This is a genomic window from Micromonospora sp. NPDC047620, from assembly GCF_043205005.1.
In the GTDB taxonomy this organism is placed as follows: domain Bacteria; phylum Actinomycetota; class Actinomycetes; order Mycobacteriales; family Micromonosporaceae; genus Micromonospora.
Map to the genome: position 1 here is coordinate 18339 of NZ_JBIDDG010000021.1, position 18574 is coordinate 36912.

At 74.1% G+C, this 18574-nt stretch carries 8 protein-coding genes; 2 read left to right on the forward strand and 6 right to left on the reverse strand.

From position 1 onward, the window contains the following. The first annotated feature begins 8 nt into the window (after positions 1 to 8). Together ACGF5C_RS23760 and ACGF5C_RS23765 are read left to right on the forward strand one after the other, a co-directional pair. The gene (locus tag ACGF5C_RS23760) at positions 9 to 524 is read left to right on the forward strand and encodes an NUDIX hydrolase (protein WP_393304900.1); all 516 of its coding nucleotides are present in this window, start codon (positions 9 to 11) and stop codon (positions 522 to 524) included. A 96-nt stretch (positions 525 to 620) separates the two neighbouring features. After that, positions 621 to 1892, forward strand: a complete 1272-nt coding sequence (locus ACGF5C_RS23765; protein WP_393304902.1) for a hypothetical protein — start codon at positions 621 to 623, stop codon at positions 1890 to 1892. Between the two features lie 13 nt (positions 1893 to 1905). Here ACGF5C_RS23765 and ACGF5C_RS23770 read toward each other — a convergent pair whose 3' ends face one another. Genes ACGF5C_RS23770 through ACGF5C_RS23795 form a run of 6 tightly spaced genes read right to left on the reverse strand, consistent with a single transcriptional unit; the run spans position 1906 to position 18567 of the window. Next, positions 1906 to 3192, reverse strand: a complete 1287-nt coding sequence (locus ACGF5C_RS23770) for an RNA-guided endonuclease InsQ/TnpB family protein (RefSeq protein ID WP_393304904.1) — start codon at positions 3190 to 3192, stop codon at positions 1906 to 1908. Between the two features lie 56 nt (positions 3193 to 3248). Beyond that, entirely contained in the window at positions 3249 to 8756 is a 5508-nt protein-coding gene (locus ACGF5C_RS23775) for an amino acid adenylation domain-containing protein (RefSeq protein WP_393304906.1), read from the reverse strand. Continuing rightward, on the reverse strand, positions 8756 to 11875 hold the full coding sequence (locus ACGF5C_RS23780; RefSeq protein ID WP_393304908.1) for an amino acid adenylation domain-containing protein: 3120 nt from the start codon (positions 11873 to 11875) through the stop codon (positions 8756 to 8758). The genes ACGF5C_RS23775 and ACGF5C_RS23780 overlap by 1 nt, the downstream gene beginning before the upstream one ends. 55 nt (positions 11876 to 11930) lie before the next feature. Beyond that, positions 11931 to 12119: an MbtH family protein gene (locus tag ACGF5C_RS23785; RefSeq protein ID WP_393304910.1), complete on the reverse strand. Its 189-nt coding sequence runs from the start codon at positions 12117 to 12119 to the stop codon at positions 11931 to 11933. Between the two features lie 2 nt (positions 12120 to 12121). After that, complete coding sequence (locus ACGF5C_RS23790; protein WP_393304912.1) at positions 12122 to 13072, reverse strand: TauD/TfdA family dioxygenase; 951 nt, start codon at positions 13070 to 13072, stop codon at positions 12122 to 12124. A 29-nt stretch (positions 13073 to 13101) separates the two neighbouring features. After that, positions 13102 to 18567, reverse strand: coding sequence for an SDR family NAD(P)-dependent oxidoreductase (locus ACGF5C_RS23795; protein WP_393304914.1), 5466 nt, complete (start codon positions 18565 to 18567; stop codon positions 13102 to 13104). Positions 18568 to 18574 lie beyond the last annotated feature (7 nt).

Consider the following 18574-nt stretch of genomic DNA (forward strand, 5'->3'; position numbering starts at 1 on the left):
ATGGACGAATGATCGAACTGCCGCGGGATCTGCCGGTCGTGGAGCGCAACGCGGTGCGGGTGGTGGTGCTCGACGCCGACGACCGGGTGCTGCTGTTCCACACCCGCGACCCGGACCACCCCCGCCTCGGCACGTGGTGGGAGTTGCCCGGCGGCGGCGCAGACCCCGGTGAGACGTACCTGGACACGGCGGTGCGGGAACTGCGCGAGGAGACCGGGATCGTCGCCACCGCCGCGCAGATCGGCCCGCCGACGTGGCGACGGCGGGCCAGCTTCGTGCACCGGCAGCGGCGGCACCTCCAGGACGAGGTGGTCGTCCCGGTCCGGCTCGCCGGACCCGGGCCGGACGTGGACGAGGCACACCGGCTCGACTACGAGCGGGAGGACTACTTCGGCTTCCGCTGGTGGCCGGTGCCGGAGGTGGTGGCGAGCCGGCAGCGGTTCTACCCGGGCCGGCTGCCGGAGTTGCTGACCCCGTTCCTGGGCGGCGAGGAGATCGAGGAGCCGTTCGAGCTGTGGTCTTGAGCCGGGCCCACGCCGCGCCGTGACGCGGGCGGGGCCACCGGGCGCGGACCACCGTCGGGTGGTGACGGCGGCGTCGGGAGCGGGCACAGTGGAGCGGTGACGATCGACATCCGCACCCCCCTGGCCCGGTACGCCGACCGCCTGCACGCCGTGATCGGCGACGGGCACCACGTCGCCTCCCCGCTCGGCGCGTGGCTGCTGCTGGCGCTCGCCGCGCCGGCGACCACCGACGCGACCCGCGCGGCGCTGGAGGAGGCCCTCGGCACGGACGCGAAGACGGCCGCCGAGGCGGCCCGCGCCCTGCTTGAGGCGCCGCACCCGCTGGTGCCGTCGGCGACCGCGTTCTGGCAACGACCGGGGTCCGGAACCGCCGGGCTCGACGGGTGGCGGGCGACGCTGCCCGGACCGACCGCCACCGGGCCGCTGCCGGAGCAGGCCGGGCTCGACGCGTGGGCCCGCGAGAACACGTTCGACCTCATCGAGTCGTTCCCGCTGACGGTCACGCCGGAGGTGCTGCTGATCCTGGCAAGCGCCCTGGCCACCCGGGTGTCCTGGGCGGACCCGTTCGAGGTGGCGCCCGCCGACGCCCTCGGGCCGGGCAGTGCCTGGGCCGGCCGGCTGGGCCGGGCGCTGCGCACCCCGGAGTACGGCCACCGGTGCTGGATCGCGGACACCGCGCGGGCCGGCACCGTCGCCGTGCACGCCGCCGCTGCCCGGCCGGCACGGACCGCCGACCGCGTGGCCGGGCTGCTGGTGATCTCGGTCGCCGCCGCCTCCGACGTGCCCGCCGGGGACGTCCTCGCCGCCGCCCACGAGGTTGCGGCGGTCGCCGCCGCCACGCCGGAGGACCACCCGCCGGCGTCCCGGCGTTCCCTGTACGACCTTCCGCTGGGCGACACTCCGCTGTGGACGCTGCGGGAGGAGCCGACCCACACGTTCGCGCCGGGCGGCCGGGAGGAGCGGGCGACGGCGGTGCTACCCTGCTGGTCGGCGGAGAGCCGGCACGGGCTGACGGCACCCGAGCTGGGCTTTCCCGCCGTCGCGCGGGTGTTCGGCGAGCTGCTGGGCGATGCGGGGCTGAGGTTCGAGGTGGCGCAGGCCGCGATGGCCCGCTACGGCCGGTACGGCTTCGAGGCGGCCGCGGTCACCGGCTTCGCCACACTCGAGAGCCTGCCGCCGGAGGGGGTCGTCCGGGTCGCCGAGCTGCGCTTCGGCCACCCGTACGCCGTGGTGGCGGTCGCCACCGACGGTCGGGCCGGCGGCGGCGCGGCCGGCCCGTGGGACGGGGTGCCGGTCTTCTCGGCCTGGGTCGCCGACCCGGAGGACGTGCCCGAGATCGAACTCGCCGACCGGTACGACGGCGATTGACATCCTCCCCCGCCTAAAGGCAGAGGAATCCCACCCTCACGGGTTGGGGTTCCTGGTTCACCGCAGACCGCACGGAAGGAGATCCTTCGTGTCTGACGTCCGCTCCGCAGGCGTTTTGCGTCTCGACCAGCCCGGCCGCGACGGCGATGTTCTGCGCGGCGTTGACGTCCCGGTCATGCCGGGTGCCGCAACCCGGACACGTCCAGTGGCGTGTGCCGAGAGAGAGTGTGGCGAGCAGGTGCCCACACGCCGAACACGTCTTCGACGACGGGTACCAGCGATCCACCACCGCGAGGGTGCGACCGTGGCGGTGCGCCTTGTAGGCGAGCAGGGTGCGGAACTCAGCCCAGCCGGTACGCGAGATGGATCTGGCCAGGGACCGGTTGCGGACCATGTTCGCCACCGCCAGATCCTCCACCGCGATGGCAGCGAACCGGCGCACCAGGGCGGTCGACTGCTGGTGGAGGAAGTCCCGGCGGGCGTCGCGTACCCGCGAATGCGCCCGCGCGACCTTCCGTTTGGCTTTGGCGCGGTTGGCGGAGCCTTTCTGTTTGCGGGCCATCATCCGCTGGTACCGCTTGAGTCGGCGTTCGCGCCGTTCCATGTGTTTCGGGTGGGGGATGCGCTCGCCGGTGGACAGCACCGCGAAGTCGGTCAGGCCGAGGTCCACGCCCACCGCTTCGCCGGTGGGTTCGGGTGCGGCGGGTGTGTCGACGTCGACGGCGAACGTCACGAACCAGCGGCCGTCCGGGTCACGCGACACCGTCACCATCGTCGGATCCAGTACCGTCACGTCCACGCCTGGCCACGACCACACGAACCGCAGCACACCCGGTGTCTTCCCCAGCGACAGGTTCCCGCCGGGCAGGCGGAACGCCGACCTGGTGTAGGAAGCGGACTGGCGGCCGTGCCGCGACTTGTAACGCGGATACCGGGCCCGCTTGGCAAAGAACGCCGTCATGGCGGTGTGCTGGTGCCGCAGGGTCTGCTGCAACGGCACCGACGACACCTCACCCAGAAACGCCAGATCAGGCTGCTTCTTCATCTCCGTCAACGCCCGATCCGTCTCCGCGTAGGAGGTGGACTTCCGTTCGGCGCGCCAGCGGGCGTGACGGGCGGCGAGAGTGCGGTTCCACACCACTCGGATACAACCGAACGTGCGGTTCAGCACCGCCGCCTGCTCCGGGGTCGGATACGCCCGACACCTGTACGCCGTCCGCACACGACCAGTCATACCAGAAAGGACAGACATGGCTGACAACACGTCCGCCATTCCTCCCCGCCCTGAAGGACGGGGCATCCTGGCGGTGACCCGGTGACCCGGGGGCCCGGCCGACCGGGCCCCCGGGGAAACACTCACGCCGCGACCGGCACCTTCTCGCCGTCGCGCTCGGCGGCACGGGCGGCGAGCCGCTTCTCCCGCTCCTGCGCGCCGATCAGGTCGTCGGGCAGCGAGTCCTCCACCTCGATGTCGAACCGGCGCAGCAGCCGGATCGCGAAGCCGCCGAGGGTGATCAGCACCAGCGCCACGCCGAAGCAGACGTACGCGAAGCCGATGCCGCGGCCCGGACCGGTGCCGATCACCGCGCCCACCGACCCGGCGAGCGACCCGCCCGGGGCGAGCATCGGCTCGAACAGGGCGGTCGCGCCGGGGGCGATCAGCGCGAACCCGATCGGCAGGGTCGACCAGGAGATGGTCTGGTTCAGGCTGAACACCCGGCCGTGGAAGCGCTGCGGCACCTTTACCTGGACGATGGTGGCGTAGATCGACTGCGCCGTGGTCATCGCCATCGCCAGCCAGAACGCGCCGACGCAGATCATCGCCACCGAGGCGTCCAGGCCGATCAGCATGCAGCCGACGGCCGTGCCGAGGTTGCCGATCAGCACGCCGATCATGCGCCGGTGCCGGGGGCCGCCCCAGAGCGACATGAGCACGCCGCCGGCGACCGCGCCGAGCGCCTCGGCGAGGGCCACCTGGGCCACCTGCGTCGCGGTGCCGAAGGAGAGCACGAGCGGCGTGGTGAGCACCAGGGCGGGCGCCAGGAAGATGTTGCCCAGCGCGAAGTAGCCGAGCATCAACCGGAAGCCCCGGTGCTGCCAGGAGTAGCGCATGCCGTTGGCGATGGCCACCAGCAGCCGCTCCTTGGGCCGCCACCCGAGCAGGTCGGGGAAGCGGACCACGGCCAGGGTCAGCACCGCCACCACGTAGCTCGCCACGTCGATGAGCAGGATGCCCTTGAGCTCGATGGCGGCCAGCAGGCCGGCGGCGAAGACCGGCATCAGCAGCATGGCGAAGCCGTTGGTGAGCTGGGTGATGCCCATCGCGTGGCCGAGGTAGCGCTTCGGCACGAGCTGTGGCACCGCCGACTGGAACGCGATGCGTTGGAACGACCCGGCGACCTGGCTCAACGCCACCAGCAGGTAGATGTTCCACAGCTGGAGGTTGTCGGTCCAGAGCAGCGCGGCCAGCACCAGTTGGATCGAGCCGGCGCTGCTGCTGGCGACCATCATGATCTTCCGGCGGCTGACCCGGTCGGTGATCGCCCCGGCGATCGGCAGCATCAGCACGCCGCAGATCAGGGCGAGCGCCCAGAGCAGCCCGAGGTTGGCCACCGAGCCGGTCTGCGTGAACAGCCAGATCGGCAGGGCGAACGCGGTCAGCGCCGACCCGGTGGTGGAGACCAGCTGCCCCGCGGTGACCGCCACGAACCTGGCCATGGACGGCTTGACCACCGTCTTCTCCGGCCGGTCGTCGACGCCGACGCGCTGGTGGTCGGCGACCCACCAGCCGGCGTCCTCGCCCCGGGCGGCCGGGGTGAGGGCCGAGACGTCGCCGGCCACGACCGCCGGGTGGACCCGGGTGACGATCTCGGCCAGTTCCTCGGCCCGGTACTTCAGGAAGAAGTGCCCGGCCTGGTCGAGCACCACCAGGCCGAGGGTGTCGCTGAGGGACTGCCACTCGGCGTACCGCTCGGTGTGGTAGTCGGTGACCGGGTCCTCCGAGCCGACCACCGAGATGATCGGCACGCGCAGCTTGGCCGCCTGCCGGTCCAGCAGGCCGGTGAAGTACTCCTCCGAGGCCCGGGAGTCGGCCCGCATGTTGCTGATGATCCGGTCCGCCTGCTCCGGGTCCAGCTCGTCGGTGTCGACGCCCATCGACTTGAGCCAGCTCGCGTAGTGCCGGTTGCTGCGCAGCTGCTCCATCCGGTTGCGCAGGGTGGCGAACGCGCCCTTCGGTCGGGCGAACGGGAACATCGCCCCGATGTAGAGCGCCTCCAGGTTTCGCCCGGCCGCCTCGACCTTGCGGGCCACCTCGGCGACGATGGCGCTGCCGACGCCGCAGTGGCCGTACAGGGCGATCGGCCCCTCGACGCGTTCCAGGATCTCCTCGGCGACCCGGCTGGTCAGCTCGTCGAACGGCAGGCCGTCCTCGCTGAGGCCGACGTCGTGGCCGGGGATGGCGAGGGACCACAGCGCGTGCCCGGCCGGCAGCGCGTCGGCGAGCGGCTGGTAGACGATCGCGCTGCCGCCGCCGTAGGGGACGCAGACGTACGACAGCACGCGCTTGGCCGCCGGGATCGGCTTGGTCAGCTCGTAGAGCAGCCGGCGCGGCCCGTCGGCCTCGGCGCTGCCGGACATGAAGGCGGCCAGCTCGCGGATGGTCCGCTGCTGGAACAGGTCCATCACGCCGACCGGCCGGCCGCCGTGCTCCGCCTTGCGGATCTTCGCCACGACCTGGGTGGCAAGCATCGAGTGCCCGCCGAGGTCGAAGAAGTCGTCGTCGATGCCGAGCGTGTCGACGCCGAGCACCTCCGACCAGATCCCGGCCAGCAGCCGCTCGGTGTCGTCGCGCGGCTCCACCAGCGCCACGGACGCCTCGCGGGTGACCACCGGCGCGGGCAGCGCCCTACGGTCGAGCTTGCCGTTCGGCGACAGCGGCAGCGCGTCGAGGGTGACGAACGCGCTCGGCACCATGTACTCGGGAAGTGTCTCCTTCAGCGCCGACTTCAGCGTGGCGTGCTCCGCCCCGCCGACCACGTACGCGGTCAGCCGCTTGTCGCCGGGGCTGTCCTCGCGGACGATCACCGCCGCCTCGGCCACCCCCGGCTGCTCGCGCAGCGCGCTCTCGATCTCGCCCAGTTCGATGCGCAGGCCGCGCAGCTTGACCTGGTGGTCGATGCGGCCGAGGAACTCGATGACGCCGCCCGTGCCGCCCGGGGCGGTGCGCCAGCGGGCGAGGTCGCCGGTGCGGTACAGCCGCGCCCCGGGCTCCGTGGAGAACGGGTCCGGCACGAACCGCTCGGCGGTCAGCGCCGGCCGGCGGTGGTAGCCGCGGGCCAGCCCGACCCCGCCGATGTGCAGTTCGCCGGCCACCCCGACCGGGCACTCCTCGCCGCGCTCGTCGAGCACGTGCAGCCGCAGGTTCGCGATCGGCCCGCCGATCGGCACGCTGGTCAGCCCGGCCAGCAGGGCCGGGTCGCAGTGCCAGGAGCTGACGTCGATGGCCGCCTCGGTCGGGCCGTACAGGTTGTGCAGCCCGCACCACGGCAGCCGGGCGGTGAAGTCGACCGCCGAGGCCAGCGGCAGTTCCTCGCCCGAGCAGATCACCCGGCGCAGCGCCGTCGCCGCCTCGACGCCGTCCTCGGCGAGGAAGACGGTCAGCATCGACGGGACGAAGTGGGCGGTGGTCACCCGCTCGGCGACCAGCAGGTCGCGCAGGTAGCCGGCGTCCTTGTGCCCGCCGGGCTTGGCGAGCACCAGCCGGGCGCCCTCGCGCAGCGGCCAGAAGAACTCCCACACCGACACGTCGAAGCTGGCCGGGGTCTTCTGCAGCACCGCGTCGTCGGCGCCGAGCCCGTAGGTCTTCTGCATCCAGTCGAGCCGGTTGACGATGCCCCGGTGGGTGTTCGGCACCCCCTTCGGGCGGCCCGTGGAGCCGGAGGTGTAGATGACGTACGCCAGGTGCCCGGGGCCGGCGACCGGCGACGGGTCGTCCGCCGGCTGGTCGGCCCACACCCGCTCGTCGTCGAGGGCGAGGAGCGTGGCGCCGGTGTCCGGCAGCACGTCGCGCAGGTGCTCCTGGACCAGCACCACCGGCGCGGCGGCGTCGGTGACCATGAAGGACAGCCGGTCGGCCGGGTACTCCGGGTCCAGCGGGAGGTAGGCCCCGCCGGCCTTGAGCACACCGAGCAGCCCGGCGACCAGTTCCACGGACCGCTCCGCGCAGACCCCGACCAGGGTCTCCGGGCCCACGCCGGCGGCGCGCAGCCGGTGCGCGACCCGGTTGGCGGCGGCGTTCAGCTCGGCGTACGTGACGTTGCGGCCCTCGAAGGTGACGGCCACCGCGTCGGGGGTCCGGGCGGCCCGCTCCTCGATCGGCCCGTGCAGCGTCTGCGCGGCCGGGAAGTCCGCGGCGGTGTCGTTCCATCCCGCCAGCAGGTCCCGCTCGTCGCCGGGGAGCAGGTCCAGCGCGGAGATCGGGGTGTCGGGGGCGGCCACCACCGCGCGCAGCAGCGTGCTGAGCCGCTGCGCCATCCGCTCCACCGTGTCCCGGGTGAACAGGTCGGTGTTGAAGACCAGCTTGCCGTAGAGCCCGTCGAGGACCTCCACCGCGTGGAACTCGAAGTCGAACCGGGTGGCCCGCAGCTCCATCGGTGTCCAGTCGAAGGTGACGTCGGTGGCGTCGGAGACCTCGTTGAACCGGCCGATCTCGTAGTTCTGCAGCACGAACATCGCCTGGAACACCGGGGATCGGCTCACGTCGCGGGGCAGGCCCAGCTCGTGCACCACCCTGGCGAACGGCACCTCGCCGTGCTCCAGCCCGTCCAGCACGCTGCGCCGGGTGCGCTCCAGCAGCTCGGCGAAGGTCGGGTCGCCGGCCAGCTCGGCCCGCAGCGGCAGCATGTTGATGAACATGCCGACGACGTTCTCCAGCTCCGGCGCGGAGCGGCCGGCCACGGACGCCCCGACGGCGAAGTCGTCCTGCCCGGCGTGCCGGGCCAGCAGCACCTGGTACGCCGCGAGCAGCGTCATGAACAGGGTGCCGCCGTAGGAGCGGGTGAGCGCGTTCAGCCCGTCGGCGGCGGCCCGGTCCAGCCGGAACTCGACGAAGTCGCCGGCGTACGTCTGGGTGGCCGGGCGGGGCAGGTCCAGCGGGAGTTCCAGCGGGGTGATGCCGGCCAGCCGCTGATTCCAGTAGTCGAGGTGTCCGCGGGCCTGCGGCCCGTCCAGCTCCTGGGCCTCCCAGTGGGCGAAGTCGCCGTACTGGATCGGCAGGGCCGGCAGCTCCGCGCCGCGGTAGAGGGTGATCAGGTCCCGCAGCAGCACGTCGACCGACCAGCCGTCGCCGATGATGTGGTGCTTGCCGAGGAACAGCACGTGGTCCTCGTCGGCCAGCCGGATCAGCAGGGCGCGCAGCAGCGGGCCCTCGGCCAGGTCGAACGGCTCGGCGGCGGCGGCGTCCACCAGCGCCTGCGCGGCGGCCTCGTCGGGGGCGTCCACGATGGTCAGCGGCACCTCGACGGAGTCCGCGACCACCACGGTGGGCCGTCCGTCGGCGTCGGCCGGGAACCGGGTGCGCAGCGACTCGTGCCGCCGGCTCAGGTCGGCCAGCGCCCGGCGCAGCGCCGCGACGTCGAGCGGCCCGCGCACCCGCAGCGGCACCGCGATGTGGTACGCCGCCTCGCCCGGAGCGAGCTGGTCCATGAACCAGACCCGCTCCTGGGCGTACGACAGCGGCACCTCGGCGTCCGGCGGACGCGGGGTGATCCGGGCGGTGGGCGTGGCGGCCTGCCGCTTGCGCAGGCGCTGCGCGATGAGCGCCTGGCGGGCCGCGTCCCGCGCCGGGTCCTTCAGGTCGGTCATCAGGGAGTGTCCTTCTCCGCCGCGAGCAGCGCGGCGACCTCGGCTTCGGAGAGCTCGTCGAGTTCGGCGGCGATCCGCTGCTCGATCTGGGCGGCCAGGTCGGCCACCACCGGGGTGCTGAACAGCGCCCGCATCGGCAGGTCCACGTCCACCTCGGCCCGGATGCGGGCCATCGCCCGCATGCCGCGCAGTGAGTTGCCGCCCAGGGCGAAGAAGTCGTCCAGCGCGCCGACCTTGTCCACCTGGAGGATGTCGGCGTACACCTCGGCGACCAGCGCCTCGGCGTCGGTGCGCGGGGCGACGAACGCGTCGGCGGCCTCGACGGCGGCCGGGGCGGGCAGCGCGGCGGCGTCCAGCTTGCCGTTCGGCGTCAGCGGCAGCGCGTCGAGGCGGACGAACGCCGCCGGCACCAGGTGCGCCGGCAGCTCCCGGGCCAGGTCGGCGGCGAGCGCCGCCTCGTCGGCCGCGCCGACGACGTAGCCGACCAGGGTCGGCTCGCCGGAGTCGGTGCGCACCACCACGGCCGCCTCGCGGACGTCCGGCCGGGCCAGCAGGGCCGACTCGATCTCGCCCAGCTCGATCCGCATGCCACGGATCTTGACCTGGTTGTCGCGGCGGCCGAGGTAGTCCAGCGTGCCGTCGGCCCGCCAGCGGGCCAGGTCGCCGGTGCGGTACATCCGCTGCCCCGGCGGCCCGTACGGGCAGGGCAGGAAACGCTCGGCGGTGAGGCCGGGCCGGCGCAGGTAGCCCCGGGCCAGCTGGTCACCGGCGACGTACAGCTCACCGGCCACGCCCGGCGGGACCGGGTTCAGCGCGGCGTCGAGCAGGTACACCCGGGTGTTCCAGGTGGGCCGGCCGATCGACACCGCCCCGGCGGGCAGCTCCTCCCCCGGCGCGACGCGGGCGGCCACGCAGCCGACGGTCGCCTCGGTCGGGCCGTACTCGTTGATCACGGCGACGCCCGGTTGGGCGGCCCGCCAGTCGGCGAGCTGCTCCGCGGTCAGCGCCTCGCCGCCGATGACCAGGTCGGTCGTCGGCGACAACTCGGCGTCGAGCAGCGGCAGGTGGCTGGGCGTGACCTTGAGGAACGCCGGCCGGTCGCCGACGCGGGCCGCGGCCTCGTCGATGGCGGCGAGCCGGACGGTGCCGCCGGCGGTGAGCGGGCCGAGCAGGCCGGTGACGGTCAGGTCGAACGACACCGGCGAGTGCAGCAGCGCCGTGCCGGCCAGCCCCGGGTAGGTGTCCCGGGCCCAGGCCAGGTAGGCGGTGACCGCCCGGTGCTCCACCACCACGCCCTTCGGGCGGCCGGTGGAGCCGGAGGTGTAGATGACGTACGCGGGGTGCTCGGGCCGCAGCGGGGTGACCCGGTCGGCGTCGGTCAGGTCGGCGTCGTCCCCGTCGACCGGGCCGTCGAGCACCAGCGCGCCGGCGGGCACCAGCCCGGCGGTGTCGGGCGTGGCGAGCACGAGCGCCGGCTCGGAGTCCGCCAGCAGGTAGGCGATCCGCCCGGCCGGGTAGCCGGTGTCCACCGGCACGTACGCGGCGCCGGACTTGAGCACCGCGAGGATCGCCACCACCAGCTCCACGGAGCGGGGCAGGGCCAGCGCGACCCGGGCCTCCGGCCCGGCGCCCCGCGCCACCAGGGTGCGCGCGAGCCGGTTCGCGGCGGCGTTCAGCTCGGCGTACGTGAGCGAGACGCCGTCGCGGACGAGGGCGGTGGCGGTCGGGGTGGCCGCCGCCTGCCGCTCGAGCTCGGCGACCAGGGTGGATGGCGGCACCGCGCGGGCGGTGTCGTTCCACCCCGACAGCACCAGCTCCCGCTCGGCGTCGTCGAGCAGCGGCAGGGCGGAGATGTGCTGCGCCGGGTCGGCGACGGCCGCGGCGAGCAGCCGGACGTACCGGGCGACGACCGCCTCGGCCGTGGCCCGGTCGAACAGCTCGGTGCGGTACACCAGCCGGCTGGCGTCGGTGGTGATGTCGAACGCCAGGTCGTCCTTGGTGGTGCCCAGCGGCACCGGGTCGAGGCCGGAGTCGGGGATGAAGTTCAGCGCGGTCTGGAAGATCGGCTGCACCGACGGGTCCCGCTGCGGGGCGACGGTCTCGACGATCTTCTGGAACGGGGTCGAGCCGTGCTCCATCGCGTCGACCAGCCCGCCGCGCACCCGGCCGAGCAGCTCGGCGAAGCTGGGGTCGCCGGTCAGGTCGCAGCGCAGCGCGACCGGGTTGACGAACATGCCGATCAGCGGGGTCACCTCGGCGGTGTCCCGGCCGGCGGTGGAGACGCCCACCACCACGTTGTCGTCGCCGGAGATCCGGGACAGCAGCGCGGTGAACGCGGCGAGCAGCACCATGTACGGGGTGGCGGCGGAGCCGGTGGCGAGCTGACCGACCCGGTCGAGCAGGCCGTCGGGCAGGTCGAAGCGCACCTCGTCGCCGGCGAAGCCGAGCTGCGCCGGGCGGGGCCGGTCCAGCGGCAGGGCCGTCACCGGCGGCGCGCCGGCCAGGTGGTTCCGCCAGAACCCGAGCTGCCGGTCCAGCTCCGCGCCGGTGAGCTGGTCGCGCTGCCAGACCGCGAAGTCGGCGTACTGGATGGGCAGCTCGGGCACGTCGGCGGGGGTGCCGGCGAGCGCGGCCCGGCTGAACGCCTCCAGCTCGGCGCAGAACAGCACGGCCGAGTGGCTGTCGAAGACCGCGTGGTGCGCCACGAAGAGCAGTTGGTACTGGCCGTCGGGACGCAGCGCCAGCCGGGCCCGCCACAGCGGCGGCTCGTCCAGCGGGATCGGCGTGCGGGCCACCTCGGTCAGCAGCGCCAGCAGCCGCTCGTCCCCCTCGTCCTCGGGGCAGTCGCTCACGTCGGTCTCGGGCAACTCGACCGGCTCGGCCTCCCGAACGACCTGCGTCAGCACGCCGTCGACCATCCGCAGGTGGGTGCGCAGCGACTCGTGCCGGGCGATGACCCGGTTGAACACGTCGATGGCCTGCTCCCGGGTGATCCCCGCCGGGAACCGCCACGGGTTGGAGACGTTGTAGACCGGCGAGCCGGTGTCGAGCTGGTTGGCGATCCACACCCGCTCCTGGGCGTAGGAGGCCGGGAAGGTCCACTCCTTCGGAGTGCTCATCGTTGCCATCCTTCGTTCGCGACTGCGGGGCTCCGCTTCGCTGCACTCCTCGCGCTCACCGGGTCGCCTCCCGTACCGAACGCGGACGCATGTCCGTCCACACGGTGTCGATGTGCGCGAGGCACTCCTCGCGGGTGCCGGCGAAGCCGGCCTCGTGCCAGCCCGCCGGGAGATCGCGGTCGGCCGACCAGATCGAGTACTGCTCCTCGTCGTTGCGAACGACCAGGAATCGGGTTTCGGCCATCACTACTCTCCAGCGCTCTCGGGGGTGTGCGGTTCGGCCATCGCGACGGCGATCTTGCGGGGGCCGGTGAACGGCTCCCGCCCGTGCGCGGCGGTCATGTTGTCCACCACCAGCACGTCGTCGCGCTGGTAGTCGAAGCGGACGCTGGCCGCCCGGTACGCGGCCCGCAGGTGGTCCATGACGTCGGCGGGAATCTCGCCGCCGTCGCCGTAGTAGGTGTTCGACGGCAGCCCCTCGGGGCCGAACATGGCCAGCAGCCCCTCCTGGTAGTCCTTCGGGAGGGTGCTCAGGTGGAAGAACGTGGCGTGGTTGAACCAGCGGGGGGTGTCCGAGCCGGGCCGGTGGTGCACCACGTCGCGGACCGCGCGGGTGCGCAGTCCGTCCTTGCCGAGCCACTCCAGCTCGATCCGGTTCGCCGCCGCGTACGCCTCGACCTCGGCGCGGTCGTCGGTGTTGAACACGTGCTGCCACGGGGTGCCGAAGTCGCCGTGGAAGTTGCGCACCAGCATCCAGCGGCGGCGGACGAACTCCTCGCGCACCGCCGGGTCGATCTCCGCGTACACCCGGCGCACGTCGGCGAGCGGGGTCGCGCCCTGCGTCTCGGGCGGGGTGATGCAGTAGAAGAACAGCGTCAGCGGCCAGCGGGCCTGGTACGAGTTCTCGTTGTGCAGGAAGATCTCCTCGTCCGGCGGGTAGTCCGTCGAGGTGTAGACCCGGCCGGCGATGGCGTGCCGGGGCGACGAGCGTTCGGTGTAGACCAGCGGCTCGCCGGACAGCGCCCGCACCACCCGGTCGAAGCCCTCGACGCCGCCGACGTCGAACCCGCGGAACAGCAGCCCGCCGTGCTCCACGAGGCTCGCGCGCAGTTCCGCGCGGCGGGCGGCGATCAGCTCGGTCAGCTCCCGGCCGTCGTTCTCGACGACCACCGGCAGCGTGGCGATCGTGTCGCTCATTGCTTCCTCACTCCTGTTGTCGCTCGTCGTCACGCGCGGGGTAGCCGCGGGATGGCGGGGATGGTGGCCGGCGCGGCCGGCTCGTCGGTGGGGGCGGTGGCCCGCAGCTCCTCGATCCGGGCGGCGAGACCGGCCACGGTGGGCGTCTCGAAGAGGCTGCGCATGGGCAGCCGTACCCCGGTGGCCTTGCGCATCGCGGCGATCAGCTGCACCGCGACCAGCGAGTTGCCGCCGAGGGCGAAGAAGTCGTCGTCGACCCCGACGTCGGCGACCCCGAGCCCGTCCTGCCAGACCCGGGCGATGGTGATCTCCAGCTCCGTGCTCGGCGCGGCTGAGCCGCCCCCGGCGGCGGTCGGCGCGGAGGTGGTCGCCTCCGGCTCGCCCTCCAGGCTCTCCGTGGTCACCCGGCCGGCGCGGTGGCGGATGTCCTCCACCGTCCGGGTGGTGATCACGACCTGGGCACCCAGCCCGGCGGTGAGGCTGCGCCGGAACGCCTCCGCCCCGTCCACCGGCCGGATGTCCTCGGTCGGGCCGGCGGGGGTCGCCGCGGTGTCCGCCTCCGGCGCGGCGGCCAGCCCACCGGTCACCGCGCCCTGGTCGACGCGCCGCAGCACGAAGTCGCTGATGGCCACGAGTTCCCGGCCCTCGGCGTCGCGCAGCGACAGGTCGGCGGCGACCACCTCGTCGGTGGCGCTGTCCCGGTGCCGCAGGTGGCTGTGGAACTGCGCCGGCAGCGACCCGCGCACCACGATCCGCCCGTACGACAGCGGCAGGTAGGTGCCGGAGCCCTGGCCGCGGCCGAACGCGGTCGCCACGTCCAGCAGCGCCGGGTGCAGCCCCCACGACGGCAGGTCCCCGACCGCCTCGGCGGGGGCCTCGACGCGGGCCAGCTCCTCGCCGTCGCCCAGCACGTGCTCGCGCAGCGCCGTCCAGCGCGGCCCGAAGGTCAGCATGCTGGTGCGGCCCCGGCCGAACGACGAGTCGTCGTCGACCCGGCGGCCCGCCACGGCCGGCTGGCCCGCCAGCGGGGCCGGCTCGACCGTCCAGCCCGCCGCCCCGCGCACATGGGTGCGGGCCACCCCGGCGGCGAGGCTGCGCACGGCGAAGTCGACGCCGTCGTCGGTGGGGGTCAGCTCCACCCGGTACTGGGCGACCGTGCCGTCGGGCACCGAGAACGGCTCCAGGAACACGACGTCGCGCAGCTCCACGGCGGCGTCCCCGGCCGGGGCCGGCAGCGCCGCCGTCACCGCCGCCCGGACGGACTCCAGGTGGGCGGTGCCGGGCACCACGGGCACCCCGCCGATGCGGTGCTCGTCGAGCAGCCAGTGGCTGGTGGCTGAGACGAGGCCGTGCAGCACCGTCCCGTCCGCGCCGGTAACCTTCGTGGTGAGCACCGGGTGGTCCACCGGGCTGGTGACCGTGTCCCGCCCGGCGGCCCGGAAGCCGGCCGGGGAGTTGGTCTCCACGGCCATGCCCACCTCGGCCCAGCCGCCCCAGTTCTGCGACACCACGGGCGCGCGGAAGCCGACGCCGGCCCGGGCGTACGCGTCGAGGAAGTTGTTCGCCGCGCAGTAGTCGACCTGGCCGAAGCCGCCGATCACGGCGGTGATCGAGGAGCAGAGCACCACGAAGTCCAGCGGCAGGTCACCGAAGACCCGCGCCAGCGCGAGGGTGCCGGCGAGCTTCGGCGCGAGCACCCGCTCCGCCTCGGCCCGCTCCTTGATCTCGGCCATGCCGCCGCCGGGCAGGCCGGCCGCGTGCACGATGCCGTCGATGCCGCCGTACGCCCGCTCGGCCTCGGCCCGGACCCGGGCCAGGTCGGCCGGGTCGGTGACGTCGGCGGCGAGCACCAGCACCTCCGCGCCGGCGGCCTCCATCCGGCGGATCGCGGCGATCGCCCGGCCGGCCCGGTCGCCGCCGTGCACCGCCAGGTGGTCGTCCCACTCCTCGCGGGCGGGCAGCCCGGAGCGGGCCAGCAGCACCAGCTTCGCCCGGGCGCGGGTGGCGAAGTCCTCGGCGAGGGTGATGCCGATGCCGCCGAGGCCGCCGGTGATCACGTACCGGCCGCCCTCGCGCAGCGCCCCCGGCTCGCCCTCGGCGTCGACGGTGACCTGCTCGTAGCCGGTCACCCAGCGGCGTCCGCCGCGCAGCGCCACCTCGGGCCGCTCCGGGTCGACCGGGCGGCGCAGCTCGGCCACGAGGGCCCGCTCCCCCGCGTCGGCCGGACCGGCGTCGACCAGCCGGACAGTCAGGCCGGGGACCTCGGCGGGCAGCACCCGGGCCAGGCCGGCCAGGGTGGCGTGCTCCGGCCGGGTCAGGTCGGCGCCCGTCACGTCGCCGATGCCGGCGGTGACCAGATCCAGGGTGAACGCCCCCTCCTCGGCGGTCAGGCCGGCGCCCGCCAGGGCCTGCACCAGGTGCAGCGCGCTGAAGAAGCCCCGGTCCTGGGCGGCCCAGGTGGCGGCGATGTCGGCGCCGGTCGGCGCGCCGTCGAGGGCGAACGCGTGCACCAGCCGGGCCGGCACGCCGTCCGCGGCGAGGGCCGCGACCAGCGCGTCGTAGTCGTCCCGGACGCCGGGGCGCAGCCGCCAGCCGTCGCCGTCGGCGACGAAGCCCTCGCCGGGGCGTACCGTCAGCGGCTGCTCACCGGCGGCCCGCAGCGCCGCGACCAGCGCGTCGCCGCGCGGGCCGTCGGCGAGGACCAGGCAGCGGCCCAGTGGCGCGGTCCGCGGCTCGGGGGCCGCCTGCCGCCAGACCGGCACCGCGAACCACTCGGGCAGCGGCCGGGGTCCGGTCTCGACCGGCGCGGCAGCGCCGGCCTGCACCGGGTCCGGGTCGACCCAGTAGCGGCGCCGCTCGAACGGGTACGTCGGCAGCGGCACCCGCCGCGCGTCCGGGTCGGAGCCCAGCCGCACCGGCGTGCCGGCGCACCACAGCGCCGCGGCCGTGCCGAGCAGGGTGGCCAGGTCGCCGGTGGGCTCGCCCGGGCCGGGCAGGCTGCCCAGCGGGACGAGCTTGCGCTGCGCCTCGGACGCCTTGGCCACCTGCATCCGGGCCAGGTTCGCCAGCTGGCGGCCCGGGCCGCACTCCACCAGCGACCAGGTGCCCTCGGCGAGCAGGGTGGCCACGCAGGCGCCGAAGCGGACCGGCTGGCGCAGGTGCGCCGCCCAGTACGCGGGGTCGGTGGCCTGCTGCTCGGTGATCCAGGTGCCGGTCACGTTGGACAGGAACGGGATCGCCGGCGGCCGCAGCGTGACCGTGGCCATCAGGGCGGTGAACTCGGCGAGAATCGGTTCCATCATCGGCGAGTGGAAGGCGTGCGAGGTGCGCAGCGCCTTGGTCTTGGCGTCGATCGTCTCGGCGAACGCGGCGACCGCCTCGCTAGGGCCCGCCACCACGCAGGTGCCCGGGCCGTTGACGGTGGCGATGGCCAGCCCCTCGGGCAGCCGCTCGGCGACCACCGACTCGTCCAGCGGCACGGCGAGCATCGACCCCGGCGCGACGGACTGCATCAGCCGGCCCCGGGCGGCGACCACCCGCAGCGCGTCCGGCAGGCTCAGCACCCCGGCGACCGTGGCGGCGACGTACTCGCCGATCGAGTGGCCGATCATCGCCGCCGGCCGCACCCCGGCCGACTGCCAGAGCACAGCCAGGGCGTACTCGACGACGAACAGGGCGGGCTGGGTGTAGCGGGTCTCGGTGAGCTTTTCCCCCGCCTCGGGGTCGCGGCCGAGGATCAGGTCGCGGACGTCCAGGCCCAACTCGGGGCGGAGCAGCTCGGCGCACTCGTCCACCACCGCCGCGAAGCCCGGCTCCTCGGCGTAGAGCTGCGCGCCCATCCCCGCGTACTGGGAGCCCTGGCCGGAGAAGAGGAAGGCCGGCCGGGGCGCGGGGCCCTCGACCACGCCGGCCTGCCGGCGGCGCTTGGTGCGCAGCGCGGCGACCGCGTCGGGCAGGTCGGTGGCGACCACGGCGACACGGTGCGGGTACTGCTGGCGGCCGACGCGCAGGGTGTGCGCGACGTCCGCGAGGTGCTCCGGCCCGCGGTCGGTGGCGGACTCCAGGTGCGCGGCGAGCCGCTGCACGGCCGCGTCCAGCGCGCTGGCGGTCTTCGCCGAGACGTGCAGCAGCTGCGCCGGGCGGACCCGCCGCTCCCGGTACGCCGCCGGCGCCTCCTCCAGGACCACGTGCGCGTTGGTGCCGCCGATGCCGAACGAGCTGACCCCGGCCCGGCGGGGCGTGCCGTCGGTGTCCCACTTGGTCAGCGTGTTCGCCACGTAGAACGGGGTGTCGGCGAACTCGATCGCCGGGTTCGGCGTCTCGTAGTTGATGGTCGGCGGGATCAGCCCGTGCTCCATCGCGAGCACCGTCTTGATCACGCTGACGATGCCGGAGGGCTGGCTGAGGTGGCCGATGTTGGACTTCACCGAGCCGATGCCGCACCAGCCCCGCTCGTCGGTGTCCTTCGTGTATACGGCCGAGAGGGCGGCGATCTCGATCGGGTCGCCCATCGCGGTGCCGGTGCCGTGCGCCTCGACGTAGCTGATGGTGCGCGGGTCGACGTCGGCCATCGCGACGGCCTGGGCGACCGCCTCCATCTGCCCGTCGACGCTCGGCGCGGTGAAGCCGACCTTGCCGGCGCCGTCGTTGTTGATCGCGTTGCCGAGCACCACGGCGCGGATCGCGTCGCCGTCGGCGATCGCGTCGGAGAGCCGCTTGAGCAGGGTCACGCCCGCGCCGCTGCCCCAGACGGTGCCGTTCGCGGCCGCGTCGAACGGGCGGCACCGGCCGTCGGGCGAGGTGAAGCCGTCCATGCCGAGGTAGCCGACGTGCGGCAGCTCGATGTTGACGCCGCCGGCGAGGGCCATGTCGCACTCGCCGTTGCGCAGCGCCTCGCAGGCCAGGTGGAACGCGACCAACGACGTGGAGCAGGCGGTGTGCACGGTCAGGCTCGGCCCGCGCAGGTCCAGGCGGTACGACACGTTGGTGGCCACGTAGTTCGGGGAGTTGCCGGTGGCCAGCGAGACGGTGCCGTGCGGGTTGCCGCCGACCCGCTTGTTGCGCAGCACGTAGCGGTGCAGGTAGGTGTTGCCGCCGGTGCCGGCGTACACGCCGACCGCGCCGTCGTAGCGGGTCGGGTCGTAGCCGGCGTCCTGGAGCGCGGTGTAGCAGGACTCCAGGAACAGCCGGTGCTGCGGGTCGGTGATCTCCGCCTCGCGGGCGGTCATCCCGAACAGCCCGGCGTCGAACTCGTCGTACCCGTCCACGAGCGGGGCGCGGTTGACCCAGCCCGGGTCGTCGACCTCGTCCACGGTGGCGCCGCGGGCGAGCTGCTCCTCCCGGGTCAGTTCGGTGACCGACTCGACCCCGTCGACCAGGTTGCGCCAGAACTCGTTCACGTCGGCCGCGCCGGGCAGGCGGGCGGCCAGCCCGATGATGGCGATCGGCTCGATGCCGTCGCCCTCGGGCAGCTCGGTTGCGGTCGGGTTGCTCATCAGGCTG

Excerpts from the sequence above, each read along its gene's own strand:
- ACGF5C_RS23770 (WP_393304904.1), bottom strand. The coding sequence starts at position 3,192 with ATGCCCCGTCCTTCAGGGCGGGGAGGAATGGCGGACGTGTTGTCAGCC.
- ACGF5C_RS23790 (WP_393304912.1), bottom strand. The coding sequence starts at position 13,072 with ATGAGCGACACGATCGCCACGCTGCCGGTGGTCGTCGAGAACGACGGC.
- ACGF5C_RS23785 (WP_393304910.1), bottom strand. The coding sequence starts at position 12,119 with ATGGCCGAAACCCGATTCCTGGTCGTTCGCAACGACGAGGAGCAGTAC.
- ACGF5C_RS23795 (WP_393304914.1), bottom strand. The coding sequence starts at position 18,567 with ATGAGCAACCCGACCGCAACCGAGCTGCCCGAGGGCGACGGCATCGAG.
- ACGF5C_RS23780 (WP_393304908.1), bottom strand. The coding sequence starts at position 11,875 with ATGAGCACTCCGAAGGAGTGGACCTTCCCGGCCTCCTACGCCCAGGAG.
- ACGF5C_RS23760 (WP_393304900.1), top strand. The coding sequence starts at position 9 with ATGATCGAACTGCCGCGGGATCTGCCGGTCGTGGAGCGCAACGCGGTG.
- ACGF5C_RS23775 (WP_393304906.1), bottom strand. The coding sequence starts at position 8,756 with ATGACCGACCTGAAGGACCCGGCGCGGGACGCGGCCCGCCAGGCGCTC.